17 protein-coding genes are annotated in these 21248 nt (G+C 70.9%); 9 read left to right on the forward strand and 8 right to left on the reverse strand.

Translation table 11 applies throughout. The annotated features are described in order from the left end of the window. Nucleotides 1-464: 464 nt before the first annotated feature. Entirely contained in the window at nt 465-1727 is a 1263-nt protein-coding gene (locus WMF17_RS37975) for a ferritin-like domain-containing protein (RefSeq protein ID WP_437645878.1), read from the reverse strand. A gap of 490 nt (nt 1728-2217) precedes the next feature. On the opposite strand from WMF17_RS37975, the gene WMF17_RS37980 reads away from it, so the two are divergent. After that, nucleotides 2218-2997 carry a DUF4328 domain-containing protein gene (locus WMF17_RS37980; protein WP_437645880.1) on the forward strand — a complete coding sequence of 260 codons (780 nt, stop codon included), beginning with the start codon at nt 2218-2220 and terminating at the stop codon, nt 2995-2997. Between the two features lie 54 nt (nt 2998-3051). Here the strand turns inward: WMF17_RS37980 and WMF17_RS37985 are convergent, their stop codons facing one another. Then, the gene (locus WMF17_RS37985; RefSeq protein ID WP_437645882.1) at nt 3052-3984 is read right to left on the reverse strand and encodes a hypothetical protein; all 933 of its coding nucleotides are present in this window, start codon (nt 3982-3984) and stop codon (nt 3052-3054) included. A gap of 484 nt (nt 3985-4468) precedes the next feature. On the opposite strand from WMF17_RS37985, the gene WMF17_RS37990 reads away from it, so the two are divergent. Then, on the forward strand, nt 4469-4591 hold the full coding sequence (locus WMF17_RS37990; protein ID WP_437598276.1) for a hypothetical protein: 123 nt from the start codon (nt 4469-4471) through the stop codon (nt 4589-4591). 126 nt (nt 4592-4717) lie between these two features. Here WMF17_RS37990 and WMF17_RS37995 read toward each other — a convergent pair whose 3' ends face one another. Next, the gene (locus WMF17_RS37995) at nt 4718-5053 is read right to left on the reverse strand and encodes a hypothetical protein (RefSeq protein WP_437598277.1); all 336 of its coding nucleotides are present in this window, start codon (nt 5051-5053) and stop codon (nt 4718-4720) included. Between the two features lie 901 nt (nt 5054-5954). Here WMF17_RS37995 and WMF17_RS38000 point away from each other — a divergent pair. Then, entirely contained in the window at nt 5955-7274 is a 1320-nt protein-coding gene (locus tag WMF17_RS38000; RefSeq protein WP_437645884.1) for a DUF4041 domain-containing protein, read from the forward strand. A gap of 55 nt (nt 7275-7329) precedes the next feature. Here the strand turns inward: WMF17_RS38000 and WMF17_RS38005 are convergent, their stop codons facing one another. Further along, nucleotides 7330-8175, reverse strand: a complete 846-nt coding sequence (locus WMF17_RS38005; RefSeq protein WP_437598280.1) for an AraC family transcriptional regulator — start codon at nt 8173-8175, stop codon at nt 7330-7332. Nucleotides 8176-8323: 148 nt separating this feature from the next. Here WMF17_RS38005 and WMF17_RS38010 point away from each other — a divergent pair, with 148 nt between their 5' ends. The 5 genes from WMF17_RS38010 to WMF17_RS38030 all read left to right on the forward strand — a co-directional run bounded on the left by WMF17_RS38010 (nt 8324) and on the right by WMF17_RS38030 (nt 12576). Beyond that, the gene (locus tag WMF17_RS38010; RefSeq protein ID WP_437598281.1) at nt 8324-9073 is read left to right on the forward strand and encodes a siderophore-interacting protein; all 750 of its coding nucleotides are present in this window, start codon (nt 8324-8326) and stop codon (nt 9071-9073) included. A gap of 66 nt (nt 9074-9139) precedes the next feature. Beyond that, on the forward strand, nt 9140-9838 hold the full coding sequence (locus WMF17_RS38015) for an O-methyltransferase (protein ID WP_437645886.1): 699 nt from the start codon (nt 9140-9142) through the stop codon (nt 9836-9838). Between the two features lie 596 nt (nt 9839-10434). Next, nucleotides 10435-11508, forward strand: coding sequence for a bifunctional DNA-binding transcriptional regulator/O6-methylguanine-DNA methyltransferase Ada (gene ada / locus WMF17_RS38020; protein WP_437651433.1), 1074 nt, complete (start codon nt 10435-10437; stop codon nt 11506-11508). After that, nucleotides 11412-11660: a 2OG-Fe(II) oxygenase gene (locus WMF17_RS38025; RefSeq protein WP_437645888.1), complete on the forward strand. Its 249-nt coding sequence runs from the start codon at nt 11412-11414 to the stop codon at nt 11658-11660. Before ada ends, WMF17_RS38025 begins: the two co-directional genes overlap by 97 nt. A 148-nt stretch (nt 11661-11808) precedes the next feature. Further along, nucleotides 11809-12576, forward strand: coding sequence for a hypothetical protein (locus WMF17_RS38030; protein ID WP_437645890.1), 768 nt, complete (start codon nt 11809-11811; stop codon nt 12574-12576). A gap of 36 nt (nt 12577-12612) precedes the next feature. On the opposite strand, the gene WMF17_RS38035 is transcribed toward WMF17_RS38030, so the two are convergent. The 3 genes from WMF17_RS38035 to ypfJ all read right to left on the reverse strand — a co-directional run bounded on the left by WMF17_RS38035 (nt 12613) and on the right by ypfJ (nt 19239). Beyond that, nucleotides 12613-13200, reverse strand: coding sequence for a Uma2 family endonuclease (locus tag WMF17_RS38035; RefSeq protein ID WP_437598285.1), 588 nt, complete (start codon nt 13198-13200; stop codon nt 12613-12615). A 228-nt stretch (nt 13201-13428) separates the two neighbouring features. Next, nucleotides 13429-18066, reverse strand: a complete 4638-nt coding sequence (locus WMF17_RS38040) for a capsule biosynthesis protein CapB (protein ID WP_437645892.1) — start codon at nt 18064-18066, stop codon at nt 13429-13431. Between the two features lie 336 nt (nt 18067-18402). Further along, nucleotides 18403-19239, reverse strand: coding sequence for a KPN_02809 family neutral zinc metallopeptidase (ypfJ, locus tag WMF17_RS38045; RefSeq protein WP_437598289.1), 837 nt, complete (start codon nt 19237-19239; stop codon nt 18403-18405). 386 nt (nt 19240-19625) lie between these two features. On the opposite strand from ypfJ, the gene WMF17_RS38050 reads away from it, so the two are divergent. Beyond that, nucleotides 19626-20207 carry a peroxiredoxin gene (locus tag WMF17_RS38050; protein ID WP_437598290.1) on the forward strand — a complete coding sequence of 194 codons (582 nt, stop codon included), beginning with the start codon at nt 19626-19628 and terminating at the stop codon, nt 20205-20207. Between the two features lie 19 nt (nt 20208-20226). On the opposite strand, the gene WMF17_RS38055 is transcribed toward WMF17_RS38050, so the two are convergent. Continuing rightward, on the reverse strand, nt 20227-21240 hold the full coding sequence (locus tag WMF17_RS38055) for an ADYC domain-containing protein (RefSeq protein WP_437598291.1): 1014 nt from the start codon (nt 21238-21240) through the stop codon (nt 20227-20229). Nucleotides 21241-21248: the final 8 nt, after the last annotated feature.

A 21248-nucleotide genomic window follows, 5' to 3' on the forward strand; every position in this document is an offset into this window, starting at 1 on the left:
GCGCGTCTTCAGGATCTTTCCTTCCGCGGCCTCGACGATCAGGATGTCGTGGAAAGGTGCCCGCCTGCCGCGTTCGCTGGACGACGCCTCCGCCGCGCGCCGCGGGGTGCGGCCCGCGCGCCCTGGAGAAGGGCTGCGCGACCCTGGCCGGGTGCGGGGGGAGCAGGCGGGAGAAGGGCTGTGCGATCTTGGCTGGGTGCGGGGGGAGCGCGCGGGAAGAGGGCTGTGCGACCTTGGCTGGATGCGGCGGGCGTGCGGCCGGCGGGGCGGGCCTCTTCTTGATCATCGGCGCGATGATGAGCAGGGCGGCCGGCGCGGGCAAGAAGGCGCGTGGAGCTACCGATCCCCTGCTCACGACCGAGCGCCGAGGAGCCCGCTACGCCGCCGCGCAGGCGCGCAGATAACGATTCACGTGGTCATACGGGTTGCCGAGCCCGCGGAGGGAGAACGGCTTGTCGCGCTCATCATGCCGAGCGCGGCGCGAACGCCGGACGCGGCGTGGGCGACGTGGGCGACGTGGGCGACGTGGGCGACGTGGGCGACGTGGACAGGAGCGCCTGAGCGCACGGCCCGATGACCTCCCGTACGGCGTCGAGATGGCAGCGCGCCCGCTCCGCCTCGCTGAGACGGCCGTGGTCGCGCCACGCGGCGGCGTCGACCCCGGCGCGCTCCGGGCCGCGCGCGGCCCGCACCTCGGCGAGCGCCTCGTCGAACGCGCGCGCCACGGCCGCGCGCACCGGTTCGCCGCCGCGCGCCACGGCCCAGCGCACGAAGGCCCACGCGAGCTCGGCGTGGGCGGCCTCGTCGGCGGCGATCCGGTCGAGGGCGCGGCGGACCTCGGGGTCGCACGCGCGGCGCCGTTGCTCGTCGGCCTGCAGGGCGGCGAGCGTCTCGCCCACGCAGCCCTCGCGCACCGCGCTGGCCGCGGCGCTGGCGAGCGTGGGCGCGTCGAGCGCGCCGCCCGTGGCGAGCGCCCCCGGACCGAGCGACCGGCCGGCGTAGCGGCTCGCGAGCGTGAAGCAGTCCCGCGCGTGCTGGAGCTCGTCGGCGAGGGCGCGCTGCGCGGCGTCGATCAGGTCGGGCGGCGCGCCGAGGGCGAGCAGATCGAGCGTGAAGCGCGCGAACGACGCGATCGACGCGTGCTCGAGGCGCGCGTCGGCGAGCCACGCCTGCGCGAGGGCGGCGCGCGTCCTGGGATCGAGCGCCAGCGGCTCGTCCGCCGCGGCGCCGAGCACCCAGTCGGCCCGCGCATCGACGCCGGCCAGGCGCGGCTCGCCGCCGACGAGGAACGGGCGGCCGCAGCCGCCGACACCGGTATCGAAGTTGTCGTAGCAGCACTGGCCGTCCTCGAGCCGGCCATTCTCGTAGTGCATGCAGTACTCGGGCGCCTGCCGGAACTCGCTCGGACAGGCCTCGGCGTGTCCATTCTCGCCGCCGCCTCCGACGACCCCGCCGCTTTCACTGCCGTCACTGGCGTACTCCCAGGCATCTTCAGGAGAAAAGCACCGTTTCTCATAGAGGCCGCCGCCCGCGCCCCCGTGGCCGCCCGCGCCCCCGTGGCCGCCCGCGCCCCCGTGGCCGCCCGCGCCGCCGTGACCGCCCGCGCCCCCGTGACCGCCCGTACCGCCGGCCCCCCCTGTGCCTGTTGCCGCGCCGCCATCGGTATGGCCCTGGCAGCCGACCGCCAACGACAGGCCTGCGAACATGCCGGCTCCCAGAACTTGCATGATGCGCGCATGTAATTCTCTGCTCATGATCATTGCACCTCCCTGATGCGCGGCGCGATTCGGCAACAAACATGCCAGCCCAAGCTCCCGCCCGGCCGCTGCCACGCTCGGAGGGACAGATGCCTTGCTGGAGCGAGTCCCCTCTGCTCTCGCAGAGATCATCGGTCGAGCGCCGGTCGATATGACCTCATCGAGCAGCACACCGGATCTCGTCGCCCGCGGGACCGCTCCCCGGCCGCGACGCGCGCGTGAGCCATCTTGGGCCGTTTTGCGTCAAGACGTTCAGGGCTCATGCCTGCTCCCGTTCCCGGCGCGTGGGTTCGCGCGCGCCCGGTGACCGCCCCCCGCGACAGGCGCCCGTCAGGTTCATGATTCCTACGAGCGTTCCTCTGCCACGTCGCTTGCGATGCGGCGAGAACTACCGATATCCTCGGTCGTTGTGAGGGGCTGGGCCGAAGCTCGGGAGGGGTGGAGCCGCGACGTCCGCGTCGTGCGCCGGCGCGCGCGTGCGGCGATTGCCGGGCTGGTCGCGATGGGGGCGGTGGCGGCGTTCACGGCGCTGGTCGGGGCCTGGCACATTGTGCTGCTCGGCTGGTCGGAGGTCTCGGCGTCGACGTGGCAGCTTGCCAGTACGTTCCGTGAGGCCGGGGGTTTGCTCGAGCTGGGGCTCGGGCTCCTCGCGGGTGTGTTGTTCCTGCGCTGGCTCGCGAGGGCGGTCGCGTTGGCTTTCGTGCTGGATCCCGTGCGGGGTTTTCACTGGACGCCGGCCGAGTCGGTTCTGGCGTTCTTCATTCCCGTCGTGAACCTGGCGCAGCCGTACAGGGTGCTGCGTGATCTCCACGACGGACTTGCTCCACCGGGCGTGCCCGAGCCTGCGCCGCGCCCTCTCCTGGACGGCGCGGGGGGTTATCGGCGCGTCGAGATGGCGCACGCCCCGCGGGCTGGCGCGGTGCACCATGCCGCGCTCGGCGCGTGGTGGGGGCTCTATGTCGCGAGCCGCGGCTTCGGGTGGCTGGCCTCTGTCATGCCGGATCTGACCGTGGCGGAGTTCATCCGGTCCCGGTATGCGTTCATCGCGTCCGACGTGGCGTCGATCGCTGCTGCGTGGCTCGCGGTGCGCATGGTCCGCGCGATCGACAGCCGGGTCGCGGAGCGCCATCGAAGATTGGCGCACGCTTCCGACGAGGAGCTCGGTCGCCTCCTCGTGGAGCGTGATCTCCAGCTGCGCCAGGACCTCGCGAAGATCACCGACTTCGACGCTCCCGAGTAGGACCCACCCCTACCGCCGTTTCAGAGCGAGAGCTCGGCGCGGGTCCACATGGAGCTAGACGGCATCGTGTCGTGTTCTCGATCGATACCGCGACACGGCGGCGTCCACTCCTGATTGCGAGCTGCTCAGGACGGGGATCTCGAGGTGGCGGACCAGCTCGGCTGCGGGGGCCATCGACGCCTGCGCCAGGAGCACGAGATCGCCCGGGCGCGCTGTCGCTTCGATGGTCCTGGCGATCTCGCCAGCATAGCCAGGATGGTCACCCGTCTCGAAGAGCCGCCATGCTCGCCCGCACAGGACTTCGCCGACATCGATCGAGCGCCTCGCGTCAGACGCTATCTGGCGCAGCAACGCCACGGTGGGCTGGAATGTGCTCGGAAGCGCGGCCAGCACGAGGATCCGGCGGCCGCTCGCGACGGCTTGCTCTGCCATGGGGCGATCGACCCGCATCACGACACAGTCCGAGACGGGGACCGCCTCCGCGACGCCGCCGAGGGTCGAGCAGGTGCACACGACGACCTTCGCGCCGTCGTTCGCGAGCGCCTGAACGACCATGGTAGTCGCCGAACGGATGCCGTCCGTGATCGCGCCGGCCTCCAGCGCGTCCGCAAGGAGGCGCTCCTGGACCTCATGCCGCGCCGGAATCGTGTCGTCCACGTTCCGAACAAGACGGCTGAAGGTCTCGACGTGGACGCGGGCAGTATGAAGAAATGCAATCATGCTCCTCGGTGTTCGGGAAATTCGGTGATCGCTCGCCCAGCGGCTCGCGGGTGTGCTGCGGGGCGCCGTGCCGTCCGCACCTTCGAGATCGTAGAGCGCGGGGCGCGTCGCCAGGCGAAGCAAGAGCTCGCGAAAGAGCGGCGTCACCGACACCGCGCAGCAATCCGGCGGGAGGTTCGGCGCCGCGCCGGGCTCGATGAAGACGCCGTAGCCCTCGAGCGGCGCGCGCGCGCGCGGATCCGATGCGTCACGGACCCGGGGATCCACAGCGCCGAGCGCGGCGGCACGATCCAGAGGGCGCTCGACGCTTCGCAGATCAGCTCTCCGCGCACCAGGTACATGAGCTGCGATTCGCGGTGCGCGTGAGGCTCGCTCTCGAGCCCGCCGCTCGCCATGCTGAGCCCGATCGCGTTCGCCGGTCGCGCGACCGCGGCTTGATCGTGCCGGTGCTCACGCCGGCGGCGCGCGCCAGCTCGACGGCGCTGTAGCCGCACGGGGCGACGGGGGGCGCAGGGACCAGGGGCATCGAGACATCCTAGCCAACGAACAAGACAAAAATCGACGAAATCTAGAGATTCGATCCTGGATTCTAGGTGTACGCAAGCTACATCCAGAGTTTCGTCGCTAAACTCTGGCTAAATAAAGGCTATATTCAGATAATTAACCCAAATATTCAGGCAAATTTACCCCGAATCCAGAAAAATTGCTCGAGAATCAAGCGAACTGGGCTGCTCCGAATCGAGCCCGCTTGATGCGCACACGCGCCTGGCTCGGCTTCCGGCTGCCGGCGTACCTGTTCTCGTCACGGATGGACGACAACTTCACGATCCAGGTCGCCGCCGCGGCCGCGGTGACGATCGCCAGCGCGGGCTGACATAAGCAGTCTTATGGCCAATCTCGAGCGCGAGGCGGTCGAGGTACTGTCTCATGAGCTCGGCCCGTCGCGCGTCTTCGCGGCGCCCGGCCGTGGTCCTGAGGCTCTCATCGGTCTTGGACAGCTTCACACAGCTCCTGGGCTCGATTCCGACGCTGTACCTGTGGCCTCGATGGCATGGGCGATATCCGCGAGCAGTCCTTCGGGGGAATCAATGCGCCGGAGGAAGCGCAGAGCCTCCTCCGCGGACAGTCGCGAGGCCTGGGAGCGCCTCGGACCGTTCTTGGGGATGTTCACGCGGTCGTGCAACCAGGCTGCGGGGACGAAGATCCCCGGCCTGGCCCGTTCGTCCGCGCTGAGAGCCTTGGCCGAGGCGACGACCCTGGTGAAATGGGCCAGATCGTGGGCCAGATCCTGGCCGAGGTCGGTCTCTCGAGCTTCTTTGCGAAGCTCGCTTCCCATCGATTCATGCGCTGCCTCTTATCCGCGGACGCGGGGGCGCACAACGGGGACAGGATGAGCAAACGCGCCGTCCAAGCTGGAGCACAATCTGCCAGCCCGGTGTTCGGGCGGGCCAACCTCTTGTGTCCAACCACGGCGCCCGAGGCATGGCGATGCATATCGAGCTCTGCGGATGCTCTCGGTAGGTAGGAGTGAGTATCCGCCCTGCTGCAGAGGTCGAGCTGCGGGTGTTCGCGAGCGAGCGCCACCGCGATGTGGTGTATGCTGGCGTAGGACCTGGTGCGCGCGGACGCGATGTCAGGCGATCCTGTAGCGATGAGTGTCGAGAGATGTTTCCACCCTCGGCAGGCGCGCACCAAACATCGAATTTGAGGTGGGACGCGCTACGCGGTGTTCAAGTACTCTGAAGGCGCGGCACCCAGCTGGCCGCAGGGGGAGCATCGTGGAGCTCGTTCTCATCGTCTTCGTCGTAGCTGCGCTCACGGCTGCGGCGTTCCTCGCGTCCAAAGCGCACAAGACCAGCGGCTCGCTCCGGCAAGTACAGAACGCGCTGCGGCAAGCGGAGGGCTCGCTGCGGCAAGCAGAGGGCTCGCTCCAGCAGGTGAGAGGCGAGCTCACCCTGGCGCTCGACACGAATGGAGATCTCAGCCGACGCATCGCGGGCCTGCAGGAACAGCTTCAGCGCCTGAGCCGCTACCAGACGATCGTCGATGTCGAAGCGGCCGCGGCCGCCATGCGAACGCAGACCGAGGTGTGGGCAGCGGGGTTACGGGCGCACGCGCAGGCAGCCGCGGCCGAGCTCGCTGCCGGCGCCCGCCGGGAAGCGGATCGCGTCGTCGCCGACGCGCGCGCCGAGCACGCGCAGGCGCAAGCCGCGGCCGACGCCCTGAAGGCGCAGGCCGTGGCGGAGGCGCAGGCCGCCCAGGCTGCGGCGCGCGCTTCCGTGCAAGCGACGCTCGCGCAGGCCGCCGCGGATGCGGCGCGGCTCGTCGACAACGCGAACCGACGCGCCGAGGAGGTCGCCGGCGCAGCGCTCACCGCGCAGCGGGAAGCGACGCGCCTCGAGCAGACCGCACACGCGATGAAGAACGTGATCGAGGGCTACGGCGACCGCTATGTGCTGCCGACTACGGGGCTTCTGGACGAGCTCGCCGAGGAGTTCGGATTCGCCGAGGCAGGACAACGCCTCAAGGCCGCTCGTGGCAAGTGCCGCGACATGATCAGCCTCGGTACCGCAGCGACATGCGACTACGTGGAGGTGAACCGACGCACCACGGCGATCTCCTTCGTGCTCGACGCGTTCAACGGCAAGGTCGACACGATCCTCGCTGACGTTCGGCACGACAACTTCGGAACATTACAGCAAAAGATTCGAGATTCGTTCCTGCTCGTGAACCAGAACGGACGCGCTTTTCGTGACGCGCGCATCCTGCCCGAGTACCTCGACGCGCGGCTCGAGGAGCTCCGATGGGCAGTGATCGCGCAGGAGCTGAAGTTGAAGGAGCGCGAGGAGCAGAGGCAGATCAAGGAGCGTATTCGCGAGGAAGAGCGAGCTCAGCGCGAGTTTGAGAAAGCAAGGAAGGACGCTGAGAAGGAGGAGGAGGCGCTCCGGAAGGCGATGGAAAAAGCGCGCCGAGACGTGGAGAAATCGAACGACGACGAGCGCGCCAAGTACGAGCAGAAGCTCCTTGAGCTCTCCGAGCGGCTCCGCGTGGCGGAGGAGAAGAACCAGCGCGCCCTCTCGATGGCGCAGCAGACCAAGACCGGGCACGTATACATCATCTCGAACGTCGGGTCGTTCGGAGAGCACGTCTACAAGATCGGTATGACACGGCGGCTCGAGCCCCTGGACCGTGTCCGGGAGCTCGGCGATGCGAGCGTGCCATTCGAGTTTGACGTGCACGCGATGATCCCGAGCGCCGATGCTCCGGCGCTCGAGCGCGCGCTCCACCAGCGCTTCGTGCGGAACCAGGTGAACAAGGTGAACCCCCGCAAGGAGTTCTTCCGTGCTCCGCTCCACGAAATCCGTCAGGAGATTGAGGGGATGGCTGTGGAGGTGACGTGGACGTTGACCGCCGAAGCGCGAGAGTTTCGAGAGACGCAGGCCGTCGAGCGCGCGATGGCGAACAAGACATTCAATGAAACCGCCTGGCTGGAGACGCAGGCGAAGGCCGAAGCCGCATCCGCCTTCGAGCGCGATCTCGCCGAAGCGACCGTCTGACCCCGTCGCTCAACGGATTCTCGGCCAAGCAGTCGGCGCCCTTCCGTCGATAAAGTCAAGCTGGCGCGGCCAGGCGGCTCGCCATGTACCGCGCGGGCGACATTCCAAGAGCTTTGCGAAACATGGTCACGAAGCTGCTCGCGCTCTCGTAGCCGAGGTCCAGCGCCACGCTTTGCACGGTCGCGCCGCGGGAGAGCTTCTGGATGGCGAGGATGATGTGGAGCTGCTGGCGCCAGCGGCCGAAGCTCAAGCCCGTCTCCTCGACCAGGACACGGTTCAAGGTGCGCTCGCCGACGCCGATTCGCTGCGCCCACGTCTTCGTCGTCGCGCGGTTCGCCGGATCGGCGGTCATCGCATCCACCAGACGACGGAGCCGCGGATCGATCGGCATCGGCAGGCGATGCTTCTCGATCGAGACCGTCGCGAGCTCGTCGAGGAGCACGCTCACCAGGCGCGCGTCCGGTCCGTCGAGATCGTAGAGCGCGGGGCGCGTCGCCAGGCGAAGCAAGAGCTCGCGGAAGAGCGGCGTCACCGACACCGCGCAGCAATCCGGGGGGAGGTTCGGCGCCGCGCCGGGCTCGACGAAGACGCAGTAGCCCTCGAGCGGCGCGCGCGCGCGGATCCGGTGCGTCAGCGACGCGGGGATCCACAGCGCCGATTGCGGCGGCACGATCCAGAGGGCGCTCGACGCTTCGCAGATCAGCTCTCCGCGCACCAGGTACATGAGCTGCGATTCGCGGTGCGCGTGAGGCTCGCTCTCGAGCCCGCCGCTCGCCATGCTGAGCCCGATCGCGTTCGCCGGTCGCGCGACCGCGATCTTCCAGCGCCCGCGCGCATCGAGCACCACACGGCTCGCGAGCGACTCGAGCGACGCCGCCGCGCCACGGGGCTCGTTCGCCACCTGGACGTCTCCGCGAATCGTCCAGCCCGTCGGATGCGCAATCCGTGTCGCCCTCGAATTCCGCCGCTTCGCTGCCATGGCCGTCCTGAAAAACATTTTGTCTTGATTGCGCAATGCGGTCAACCGCGCCAGTCGCTATGTTCTTCTCGTGCCCCCACCTTCCACCGCGCCTTTGGGCGTCGTCGAGTCCGCGTTCCATCGGCTCGTCTCGCGCCGCGCCAGGGTTCGCGACGTCGAGCCCGTGGGCGATGCGTTCCGCCTCGTCACGCTCGTCGGAGAAGATCTCGAAGACCGCCGCTGGACCCCCGGCGACATGATCCAGATCGGCTTCGCCGGCCTGGCCGGGCGAGCGTACACGCCGCTCTCCTTCGATCTGCGAGCCGGCACCACCCGGTTTCTCGGTTACGTCCACGGCCACGGCATCGCGTCGAGCTGGCTCGCGTCGGCGACGATCGGAGAGCAGCTCTTCCTCGTCGGCCCGCGCTCGGCGCTGGACCTCGGCGCCGTGAATCGGCCGATGATCTTCTTCGGCGACGAAACCTCGTTCGGCACCGCGGCCGCGATTCGAGCGACGCCGGAGGGAATGCGAGGAGTTGCGTTCTCGTTCGAGGTGGAATCCGAGGGAGCCTCGCGCATCGCGCTCGAGCGGATCGGCGTCACCAACGGTGTGACGCTCACCACGCGTGAGCCGCAGGATCGTCACCTCGATCGCATCGAGAGTGACCTCACGAGCGCGCTCGGCGCTGCGCCGCAGACGCGATGCGTCTTCACCGGGAGGGCGTCGTCGATCCAGCGCCTCTACAAGGCGGTACGGCGAGCAGGCGTCCCCGCGAAGCAGGTCACCAACGTGGCCTACTGGGCCCCAGGACGGAAGGGGTTCTCCGGTGTTCAGCGCTAGCGGCAATGCCAGTGAGGAGGGCGAGCGAATGCTCCGAGAATATGTGTCCTTGACCCGAGGCCGACCATGAAGTCCGATCCCTTCGCTGTCCTGCCCGACGGGCGGGTGCGCGCCGTGCTGCGGCGCCTCCACGACGAGGCCGACCGGCAGGTGCCGGGCGTCCTCCTCCACTTCCTGCCGCAGCTGCCGCGGATGCTCCTCGGCCGCCGCGTCGACGCCCCGGGGACGGAGCTCGACTTCGCCGACAAGTACCTCGCGCTCGGGCGCGACCAGGGCGCCTTCTGCTACCTGACGGCGCGGGCGCTCCGCGCCAGGACGATCGTCGAGTTCGGCACGTCCTTTGGCGTCTCGACGCTGTGGCTGGCGACGGCGGTGCGCGACAACGGCGGCGGCCGCGTCATCGGCACCGAGCTCCTGCCGGAGAAGGCGCGGCGCGCGCAGGCGAACCTGGAGGAGGCAGGGCTCGCGTCCTTCGCCGAGATCCGCGTGGGTGACGCGACGGAGACCCTGCGGGCGGACCTCGGCGAGGTGGACTTCATGCTCAACGATGGGTTTCCCCTGCGGGCCCTCGACGTGCTGAAGCTCGTCGCCCCGGCCCTGCGTCCGGGCGCCGTGGTGGTGACCGACAACGTCGGCGTCTTCAAGGCCGACTACCGTGACTACGTCGCCTACGTGCGCGATCCGCGCCACGGTTTCGCGTCGATGACGGTGCCCTTCCGCTCGGGCACCGAGTACTCGGTCCGGCAGCCGACGCGCCCGGGCTGACCACCGCAGCGAGGGCGGGGCCTGGATGCGGAGGGCCCGCAGGGGGCCTTTGGCGCCGGGGAAATGGCGCCGCGGCCCACACCGAACGCGTGCTCCTCAGCACGCCGTGCCGCAACCAAGGCGCCCGTCTGGGCACGTCACGCCGGGCGTGCCATCGGCGCCGCAGCTCACGTTGCATTGCGCCGCCTCGACGCACGTCACGACACAGTCCGCGTCGCACGTGAGGTCGCAGGTACTCCCGCCCTCACAGCGGATCGAGGCGCCCGAGCCCAGGTTGAGCTTGCACACTGGCGTTCGCCGAGTCGCCTCCTCCGAGCGTGGGGAGCTCGCAGGTTAAACGTAGACGGCGCGCGACTCAACCCGACAACGGCCCGCCGTGTCCGCTCAAGAGGAGCGGCGGCCCTCGGGCGCCACTGCTGAAGCCGCGCGGACGCGAGATCCAGGGCGAGCCCGGCGGCTCGCCGGGTCCGCCAGGTCGAGCTCCGACACCTCGCCGGCGTCGACGAATTCGAGAGCAAGACCCGGAGTGCGGCGATCTCGGCGCGGGTTAAGCTCGCCTCGTGACCCGCAAGAAGCGCCGGAAGGAGGCAGACGACATGCCGGGAAAGGCCCATGGGCTCGCCGTCGTGGTGGAGAGCGACCCTCGCTGGACAGCCGTGATCTCCCGCGACGCGAGCGCCGATGGCAAGTTCTTCTACTCGGTCAAGACGACGGGCGTGTACTGCCGCCCGTCGTGCGGCGCACGCCCCGCGAGGCCCGAGAACGTCGGCTTTCACCCGACCGCGGCCGCCGCCGAGCGGGCGGGCTTCCGGCCGTGCCTGCGCTGCAAACCGGACCAGCCCCCCCTGGCCGAGCGCCAGGCGGCCCAGGTGGCCGAGCTGTGCCGGCTCATCGAGAGCAGCGAGGAGGTGCCGAGCCTCGAGGAGCTGGCGCGCCACGCGGGACAGAGCGTGTTCCACACGCATCGTGTCTTCAAGGCCGTGACGGGGGTGACGCCGAAGGCGTACGCGGCGGCGCACCGCGCCCGGCGGGTGAGGGCCGAGCTCGGCAAGGACGGCACCGTGACCGCGGCGATCTACGCGGCCGGGTACGGCTCGGGCGGGCGCTTCTACGAGCAGTCGAACCAGGTGCTCGGCATGACGCCCACGAGGTACCGCGCCGGAGGGGCGCAGATGGAGATCCGGTTCGCGATCGGGGAGTGCTCTCTCGGCTCCATCCTGGTGGCCGCCACCGCGCAAGGCGTGTGCGCCATCCTGCTCGGCGACGACCCGGAGGCGCTGGCGCACGATCTCGAGCGCCGGTTCCCTCGGGCCGACCTGATCGGCGCCGATGCGGGGTTCGAGCAGCTCGTCGCCAAGGTGGTGGGCCTCGTGGAGAGCCCGCGCGCCTCGGTCGAGCTGCCGCTCGACGTCCGCGGCACGGCGTTCCAGCAGCGCGTCTGGCAGGCGTTGCGGGACATCCCTGCCGGTACGACCGCGAGCTATGCGGAGATCGCCGGCGCCATCGGCGCGCCGAGGGCGGTCAGGGCCGTGGCCCAGGCATGCGCGGCCAACGCGCTGGCGGTGGCGATCCCGTGCCATCGTGTGGTGCGGAACGACGGCCGGCTGTCAGGCTATCGCTGGGGGGTCGAGCGCAAGCGCGCGCTGCTCGACCGGGAGGCGGGCGCTTGAGCGCGTGTGGCAAGGTCGTCCCCACCCGCGAACCGCGTGGACGAGCGCAGGGCACGCGGGGGGTGTACCGGGTCAATATGCGACACGGTGTCAGCCGTGTGCGCTCGGGACATCGTCACACGGCAGGTATCATCTTTCACGACGCCACGTGAGGATGCGCGAGGGGAGCGCGGATGAGCCCCTCGTGCGGCGAGCTCGTTGCTGTAGCCCGCCGGTCACCTCGTTGTTGTAGCCTGCGATGGCTGGTGTCCGGTCGGCTCTCGCTGAGCCGGCGGGACAGGCGTGAGTCATCGAGGAGATATGAGCAAAAACTGGATGGTGGTGGGGGTTTGCGCGTGCGCCTTGCTCGTCGCTTGCGGCGGCGATGACACAGACGGGAGCGGCGGCGCCGGCGGGAGCGGCGGCGCCGGCGGGAGCGGCGGCGCCGGCGGTGAGACGCGCCTCGTCGAGCTGTACCAGGCGGCCGTCGCCGACGCCGAGATCGCCGAGGAGAGCGAGCGCGTGGACACGTTGACGGCGATCGACGACGAGAACGCCGAGCTCCTCCGCGACGCCGACGATCGTGTGCTGATGGTCACCTGGACGTCGTACCCGGGCTATGACGAGCTCGTAGGCGAGGAGACCGAGCTCGCCGTCGAGGTCTGGACCTCGGCGGCGGCCGCGCTTCAGACGTTCTGCCGCGCGAGCGGTCTCGAAGAAGCGGAGCTCTCGCTGCGGCTGGAGCAGCTGCTCGGCCTGCCGCCGGGCAACGGCAAGGACCGCGTCGTGGCGCTCTGGGTACCGGCCGAGTCGATATTCCGCCCGACCCCGGACCCGGAGATCGACGACTCGACCGCCGATCTCGACTTCCCGGCCGGCACGCCACAGGAGCACGTGGACTGGTTCAACGCCCTGAAGGCGACGTCCTACGGCGAGAATGGGTATCCGTGGACGCGCCTCGGCTACACGTACGACTGGAGCCCAGAGGGCCAGAAAGTCGGCCTGAGCGAGTTCGTGATCAGGAAGGGCACGACCGTCGTCGTGGAGTCGGTCACCCCGCAGGACGAGTACTGCCGTCCAGCGCAATGACGCGCGCCGCGCCCGGAGCCCCCCGAGGAGAGCCGCTCAGTCGACCGCGGAGGGCGCGAGCGGCACCTTGCGGTAGAGGCGATCCACGTCGATGACGACGCCGACCGACTCGAGCTCGAGGTGCAGCCCGGGGCCCAGGATCGCGAGCAGCCACCGGCCGTCCGGCTGCCGCTGGAAGTGCTCGACACGCACCTCCTTCTGGGAGACGAGCACATACTCCATGATCGACGGGACGCTCCGGTACTGCGCGAACTTGTCCCCACGATCGTAGGCCTCCGACGACTCGGAGAGCACCTCGACGATCACGCTCGGATTGATGAGCGTGTCGAGCTCCGCATCCTCGAACACGGGATCGCTGCAGACGACGGAGGCGTCGGGGTACACGTAACGCCCCGTGGACGTGATCTTGACGCGCAGATCGGAGGTGTGGACCTCGCAGGCGCGATCGAGCAGCGCATTGCCGAGCTCGCGCTGGATGTTCCCGGCGAGCAGGCTGTGCGCCCGGGTGCAGCCCGCCATCGCGAAGATCTCGCCGTTCGCGTACTCGTGCTTCTGCTCGGAGGCCCGCTCGAACGCGAGGTACTCCGCGGGCGAGAGCCCGGTGCGCCTGGCAGCCTGTCCCATGGCGGACAGCGTACGGCATCCGCCCGCTGGAGGCGAGGCTCCCGCCCCCCCCCCCCGGGAGGTCCGACGCGCACGCCGCCGCCCTCCTCCCGGCGCCTGCCCTGCCCGCGCCGGCGCCGCCCGCTCTGCCGGCTCCTCTCCCCCCAGCCGCCCCTCCAGCGGCAGCAGCGCTCTCCTCCCCGCCCGTCCCCGCCCGTCCCCGCCCGTCCCCGCCCGCCCGCGCCCGCGTCACCCCTGCTCCGTCGCCGGCGCCCCCGGCGGCGCGGCGGCCTCGGTCTTCTTCGGCTTCTTCCGCCGGCTCTCCAGCCACGCCCGGCGCTTCTCGACCCACTTGGCGAGGTCCTTCGCCAGCCAGCCGCCCTTCTGCCGCCCCACGATCTCCCGCAGCAGCAGCGCGGCCTGGCCGTGGCCGATGCGCATCGCGAACAGGTCATCCATCACGATCTTCGCCCACCGCGTGCGGCGCACCGAGTCCATGTGATCGACGAACTGCTCTACCCGGAGCAGCACCTTCGTCCCGACCCCCGTCTTGCCCGTCACCACGAGCGCCGCCGTCTTCTCCTTGTCGAGCGCCTCGAGCCTGCGGATCGCCCCGTCGATCAGGTTCGCGTGCTCCACCCACCCGGCGCCGCCCTGCTCCTTGGCCGCGCGCACCGCCGCGAGCGCCTCGCGGAGATCGATCAGGCCGAAATCCGAGTACGACAGGAAGAACGTCAGCACCTCGCGCCGCGCCGACGGGTTGCTCTGCAGCCGCTCGATCGCGGTCCGCACCCGGTCCATCGAGAGCCACCGGTAAACGAAGTCGAGCCCGGTCCCCTTGATGTTCTGCGATCCCATCAGCCGCGCGTCGAACCCCGGCGGGATCTCGCGCGTGAGGAAGTCGATCACCTTGTCCCCCTTCGCGTCGGCGTTCCACAGGACCGCGATGCGGTCGAGGGACAGCTCGCGAAACGCCGCCCGGAACGCCTGGTTGGCCTCGGCGTCCGCGCCCCGCGACAGCGCCGCCTCCACCTCCGCGCGCGCCTTGTCGCGCCGGGCCAGCCGCCGCGACAGCCGCGCGGCGTGGTGGACGATGTCCGGGCGGATGTCATCCTCGCCCGCAGGCGGCGCGTGCGCCTCCAGGGCCCTCTTCACCGCCGCCTCGATCGCCTCGGGCTCCCCCTTCTTCCCCGCCACCTCGGGGCCGCCCACGATCGCCGCCGCCGCCGCCTCGTCGAGCGTCGGCAGCGCGCGCAGCATCCGGGTGAGATCGTCCTCGAACGCGCCCGCGCGCGCCGGGACGCCCACCTTCTTCATCTGCTCGTCGAAGCGCTCGAGCGCGCGCTCCTTGCCCCCGTCGCCCGTGATCACCATGTCGCGCAGCCGCGCGTCGAGCCCCTCCGTGATGAACTGCATCATCCCGCCGAGGTTCGAGTTGATCAGCACCACGTGATCGACCCCGATGTCCTCCACGACGATCTGCGCGAACACGCGCGACCGCGCGACCCGGTCCGCGCGGTTGTTCACCACCACCACCGTCGCCTTGCCCGGCGTCGCGTCCATGTCGTGCTTGTCGAACGCGAGCCGCGTCCAGTTCGACATGAACCCGGCGCGCTCGTTCGCGCTCATCCCGTTCGAGAACGTCAGCTTCCGGCCCCGGTACTGCACCGTCGGGTACGTCTTCAGGACGCCGAGATCGAGGATCACGTGATCCGCGATCTCGACCAGCGCAAACTCGCGATCGACCCCGAAGTGATCCGCCAGCGCCAGCACCAGGGCCACGTTGCGCGGGTGCTCCTGGTACGGGAGCCGATCGAGGAGGTCGACCGGCAACAGGTCCGCGTCGATCGGCGGGATCGCGACGAGGTTCGTCCCCTTGCGCTGCGCCTGGTCCTTGAGCAGCGGGAGCATCTGCTCCTCCGTCGTGAACGACAGCCCGTCCGTCGGCATGAAGCGCGCGATCACCCGGGCGACGTCCTCGCCCCCGGGGCCCTGGATGTCCTCGTGATCCGGGTAGGCGTTCGTCAGCGTCGTGATCTCGTCGCGCATCCACTCGGAGCAGAGCGTGTCCACGAAGAGCGGCTGGAGCGCCATGCACTCCCACAGGAACACCTGCGCGCGGAGGTTCCTCCCGGCAGCGAGGATGTTCCGCTGCTCCCAGATCGTCGCCTTGTCGTAGGGGCGGTAGATGAAGATCTCCTGCGCCGGCATGTCGCGCATGGCGTGGATGAACATCGCCTCGCAGCCGGTCGTCTTCACGACGACGTCGTACCGGAGCGCGTGGAACAGCGCGGCCTTGAGCCGCTCCGAGCCGCTCTTGCCGCGCGTGCCCCAGCCGCCGATCGAGAGCGGGATGCCCCGGCGCGCGCGCTCGATCTGCGTCATGATCCACGCGGCCCGCAGCACCATGTACGCGAGGACGAGGAACACGACCCACGCGAGCTGCGTGGGGACGTTGCCCGCGGGCGACACGAGGTACGAGAAGAAGCTGTCGATCCAGACGGGCACCGACGGGCCGACGAGCCAGTCGCGTCCGATCTGGAACGCCGAGGGCAGCGCGACGGAGAGGTACTTGCCCGGCAGGTGCGGCTCGATCGCGTACGGGCGGCCGTCGACCTCGCCGCCGGTGTCGCCGAGCGCGACCGTGAAGCCGAGCTCGCCCGTCATCAGCGTGAACTTCTTCTGCTCGGCCGGCTCCTGCGCCACGAGCGCGCGCATGCGGGCCTGCGCGTAGCGGTCGTAGCGCAGCGTGAGCAGCGCGCGGGCGCGCAGCCGGTGCGCGAGCTTGGCCGGCGCGCGCACCGTGACCGTGCCGCGCGCCGTGATGAGGCGGATCTCGCGCTGGGTCAGGCTGGCGGCGGCGAGCAGGTCGTCGATGCGGGGGACGAACGGCCCCCAGCCGCCGACGGGCGGGTAGACGTGCCGCTCGCCCGGCACGCGCGTGGGCGTGACCTCCGCCATGCCGACCGGCGGCGCGACGAGCTCGCCCGCGAACAGGCGGCCGCTCGAGTGGATCCACCCCTTGCGCTTGTCCGGCATCGGGGTGCGCATCTCGTGGAGGAGCCGCCAGAGGCGGAAGCCGCGCGGCTCGCCGCGCGTGAGCACGTACCGGCCCCGGCCCCTGCGCCGGAGCGTGTAGGTCATGTCGCCGCGCGACGCGACCACGAGCGCGCGCTCGATATCGCGGGGCTCGGCGTCGGCCGGGATCTCGACCGGCGCGCTCTCGCCCTCCAGGAGCTCGGAGGCGACGGCGACGAGCGCCTGCCGGATGTCCTCGGCCACCGGGCGGCTCTCGACCTCGAGCAGCCGCAGCGCCGCGGCCGCCTCGTCGGACAGGTCCGGCGAGATCGCCGGGCGGCTCGCGAACTCGGCGAGCAGGTCGACGAACGTCGGCGGCGACAGCGGGGCGTAGGGCCCGGCGCAGAGCGTGCGGACCGCCTCGAGGGCCGCGCGGGACACGAGCGGCGGACCGGGCTTCGCGAGGGCAAGGCGGACGGTGCGCTCGGCGTACGGGGCGGCGTCCGCGTGGTCGGTCGCGAAGCGCGAGAGCTCCCGCATGGCGTAGCCGCGGACGCGAGGCGACCCGTCGCCCTCGGCGACCTCGGCGAGCGCCGTGAGGGCCTCGGGGCCGCCGAGCGCGAGGAGCTGGCGCACGAGCTCCTGGCGGACGTGCTCGCTCGGGTCGTCGCGGGCGAGGAGCGCGATCGCGAGCGGGTCCGCGCTCGTGTGCGCCGCGCGGGCGGGCGGCGCGCCCGCGGCAGGCTCGGCGCTGAGCCGGGGCGCCGAGTCGGGCGCGGGCGCCTCGGGCGCCTCGGCGCCGTCGGGGCCGTCGAGGGCGCCCCCGGGGGCGGCGACCTCCGGCGCGACGCTCGGCCTGCTGCCGCGGCCGGCCTGCGCGCCGTTCCAGCGGCGCGGGTCCTCGGCTGCGCCGGCGCGGCGCGCCGGGCTCGCCGCGCGCGCGTCGCCGAGCGGGATCACCGGGGCGGACGGGCGCGCGGCCGCGCCGAGGAGGCGCAGGGCGTTGCGGCGGAGGATGGGGCCGTCCTTGTCCGCCGGGTCGCGGGTGCGGATGCGATCGGCGAGCAGCGAGAACGCCTCGTCCGGAAAGAGGAGGACGCCGATCTCGAGGGCGGCGATCTGCACCCAGCGGGACGCGCCCACGCCGCGCGCCCACGCCAGCACCGAGCGGGCCGCGTCGAGCCCGAGGTGGCCGAGCCGCTCGCGCGCCGGGATGCGGTGCAGGAGGGCGACGGCCGCGAGCAGGGCGGACCGGCGGACGGGCGCGGGGCGGCTCGGCTCGGCGTGCGCGACGGCGAGCCGGAGGACGCCGCCGTCGCGCACGACGTGCAGCGCGTCGGGCGGGTCGAGGTGCTGCGCGAGGTGGGTGAGCGCGTGGTAGGCGACCTCGATCTCGTCGAGGCGGTCGGCGATGGCCGTGGCGAAGCGCTCCTGGGCCGCCTCGAGGTCGAGGTTGCGGGCGAGCGCCGAGAGGTCGCCGGTCTGCTCGACGCGCGCGGCGGCCCAGCCGAGCAGGGAGGCGGCGCCGCCCTTCTTGCGCTCGCGCGCCCAGACGCGGAGCTGCCGGGCGAGGAGCTCGCGCCGCTCGGCCGGGGTGGCGGCCGACTGGTAGGCGAGCACGAGCGCGGACTCGGCGCTGCGCAGCCGATCGACCTCGGCGGCCGCGCCGTCGGCGCACCGGGCGAGCGCGGCGAGCAGCGCGGGCCGCGGGTGCTCCTCGTCGCCCAGGTCGGCCGTGACGCGCGCGACGACCGTGGCGATGGCGCGCGGGCGCAGGCGGACCTCGATCTGCGGGAGGCTGTCCTCGATGACCTCCGCGATCGAGCGCGGCGCGGCGGTCCAGGAGTCGGTCGCCTCGCGCAGGCTCACGGCGTCCCCTCGCGAGCACGATCGCGGAGGGGGCGGCCTTGCGGCGGGAAGCGCGGGACACCGTGCGGCGACACCATCGGCGGGCGAGCAGGGTACACCGTCGCGCGGAGCTGTCGCGAGCCGCTCTTCATGTGCTCTGGGCTCTCCCGGTCCGGACGAGGAAGCGCGAGCTCGGCAGGCCGTCTTCGTGGTTGTCTCGAACACACCACGACAGGACGGAGGCCGTCCGGCGCACGCGGCGCCCTGGGCTGGCTCAGCGGCTGTCGTTTATTGTGCAGCGCCGTTCAGCGCCGGCGGACGCGGGGGCTCGGGCCGTCTCGGGCGCGCGCCGCGCTCTCAGGGCGAGCCTTCTGCGAACGTATCGCAGTCCTCGACACGGCCGCCTTTCATGCCGCGCTTGAACCAGGCGACCCGCTGCGCCGACGAGCCGTGCGTCCACGTCTCCGGGTTGACCCTGCCGGTCGCGCTCTTCTGCAGCCGGTCGTCGCCGATCGCGGACGCGGCCTGGAGGGCCTCCTCGACGTCGCCCGCCTCGAGCAGGTCGCGCTTCGCCGTGGAGTTGGCCCACACGCCGGCGAAGCAGTCCGCCTGGAGCTCCATGCGCACGGAGAGCGCGTTCCGCTCGCCGGGACGCGCGGCTTGCTGCTGGCGCATGCGGCGCTCGATCCCGAGCACGTTCTGCACGTGATGGCCGATCTCGTGGGCGAGCACGTAGGCCTGGGCGAAGTCGCCGGGCGCGCCGAACCGCGCCTTGAGCTCGCGGTAGAAGCCGAGATCGATGTACGCTGTCCGGTCGGCCGGGCAGTAGAACGGCCCCATGGCCGACTCGCCGACGCCGCAGCCCGACCTCACGGAGTCGGTGAACACCGTCAGCTGCGGCGCCGGATAGGTCTGCCCCGTCCGGCTGAACGCCTGCTTCCACACGGCCTCGGTGTCATCGAGGACGAACGAGACGAAGTCGACGAGCCGCTCCTCCTCGGGCGAGCTCGCGCGCTCGTTCCCCGCGCCGGGGAGCGAGACGCCCTGGCCGAGCCCCGAGGAGAGGAGGTCTTTCCCGAAGACGAGCGAGAGCACGAGCAGGATCACCGTCCCGCCGACGCCGAGCTTCGCTCCGCCGGAGACGCCGCGGAGATCTCGTAGGTTCGCACTGCGTTTCCCGGGTGTCCAGCGCATGGCAGCCGCAGATATAGCGTGGACTGCGCATCGGGCGCCACCTTAGCTTTCGGTCAGGACGTTTTTGCATTGCTCGCTCGAACGTGGGGCCGGCGAGGTCAGCGTCGTTGGCGCCTGGCGTATGTTGCGCGGCTCGTAGTCTTCTCGTCCGAGCACCGCTCTGGCGTGATGTTCGAATCGAGCCGCCGGACGCCCGAAAGGGAGATTGACTCACGGTGTCTTCAGGCATCCTGCCGGCGAGTCTCCTCGAGTCGCGCGCGCTCTCGCCAGCGCCCCTGGACCGCCTGCAAACGTCAGCATGGCGCTGTCCGCCTCGGCCGCAGCGCGCGCCGTCGTCCGATGCTCGCTTGCCGTCCGTGGAGGCCGGTGGGACCATGCGCCTCATCATGACGAGCAGAACGCACCTCGCCTCCCTCCTCGGCGTCGCGCTCGCGGCGCTGGCCCTCGCCGCCGGCTGCAACGAGCCTTCCAGCGCGCCCGGCGGGGCCGCCGAGAAGCCCTCGCAGGCGGGCGCCTCCGCCCAGCCCGCCGCGCTCAAGCCGGGCGACGCCGCGCCCGACGTGACCTTCACGCTGCACGACGGCCGAGAGGTGAAGCTCTCGAGCCTGCAGGGCAAGCAGGTGCTCGTCTACTTCTATCCCAAGGACGACACGCCGGGCTGCACCGTCCAGGCCCAGGGCCTGCGCGACGGCTGGGCCGATCTCCAGGCCGCCGGGCTGGAGGTCTACGGCGTCTCGACCCAGGACGCGCAGAGCCACCAGGCCTTCATCCAGAAATACGAGCTCCCGTTCCCGCTCGTCGTCGACGAAGGCGGCGCGGTCTCCAGCGCATTCCGCGTGCCGCTGCGCAATGAGTTCGCCTCGCGCCAGTCCTTCCTCATCGACAAGGACGGCAAGGTCAAGCAGGTCTGGCTCGAGGTGGATCCCAAGGAGCACGCCGCGGCGATCCTCGCCGCCGCGAAGAGCTGAGCGCGGCGCGGCGGTGCGCCTACAGCGGGCTCACGTTCGTCGTGAACGACGCGTTCCGCAGGATGCGCCGCTCGGCGAGCGGCGTCGTGAAGCCGGTCGCCTTGTGGAACGTCGAGGAGCTCCCGCCGCAGCTCGGGTCGCTCCCGGCCCATCGCTCCGGGCAATGCGCCATGACGTAGTCGAGGTCCGGGTTGCTGCCGCCGAGGCCCCGCCACCGCGTGTGCCGGATGCAGGCGGCGCCGTCCACCGTCCACTCGGCCTCGAGGCTCATGCCAGAGTCCGCGGTCTCGGTCTGGATGCCGAGCGCATCCCAGACGTCGATCGCCGTCCCGGGCTGCGTGTGCGGCGCGCCGTCGCCGCAGTAGTCCGCGCGCACCATGCGGATGCACGCCTGGTGGAAGTAGGAGAGATCCCTGCTCGCGCAGGTCTTCCCGTCGCACTCCGCCTTGGTTGCCCAGTCCCTGTAGCCCCACTCGGCGCACTTCGCGATCACCGCGCCCTGGCAGGCGAACGTGAACGAGCTCCCGTCATCCGAGAAGGCGCCGGTCACCGGATCCCAGGTCCCGTTCACCGGGATCGCCCCGAGGCCCTCGCCGCAGACGTTCGCCCAGATCCCGGGGGCGGCGAGGTACTTCACCGTGTAGTACGTGAGCCCGTTGCGCTCTGCGATGCCCATGATGCGGACAGCCAGCGTCGACCGATCGTCCAGGATCGCCTCGGCCTCCGCGCCGAGGAAATCGATCCCGTCGACGGGCGCGCCGTCGCTCGCGCGCGTCCCGATCAGCGTCGTCGCGTTCAGCGAGACGCCGTTGAAGCGGACCCCGTTGAAGCGGACCCCGTTGAAGCGGACCCCGTTGAGCTGGGAGCCGTTCAGGTACGTGCCGTTGAAGGTGAGGTCGTTGAGCGCCCGCGCGGCGAGCGCGCTCTCCGCTGGCTCCTCCTCATCCCCGCCGCCGTCGATCTCCGCGATGCACCCGACGCCCACGGAGATGAGCCCGACCATCGCCCCTGCCAGGAACCCTCGCTGAAACATGATCGCCT

The organism is Sorangium sp. So ce362, from assembly GCF_051519845.1.
Lineage (GTDB): Bacteria > Myxococcota_A > Polyangia > Polyangiales > Polyangiaceae > Sorangium.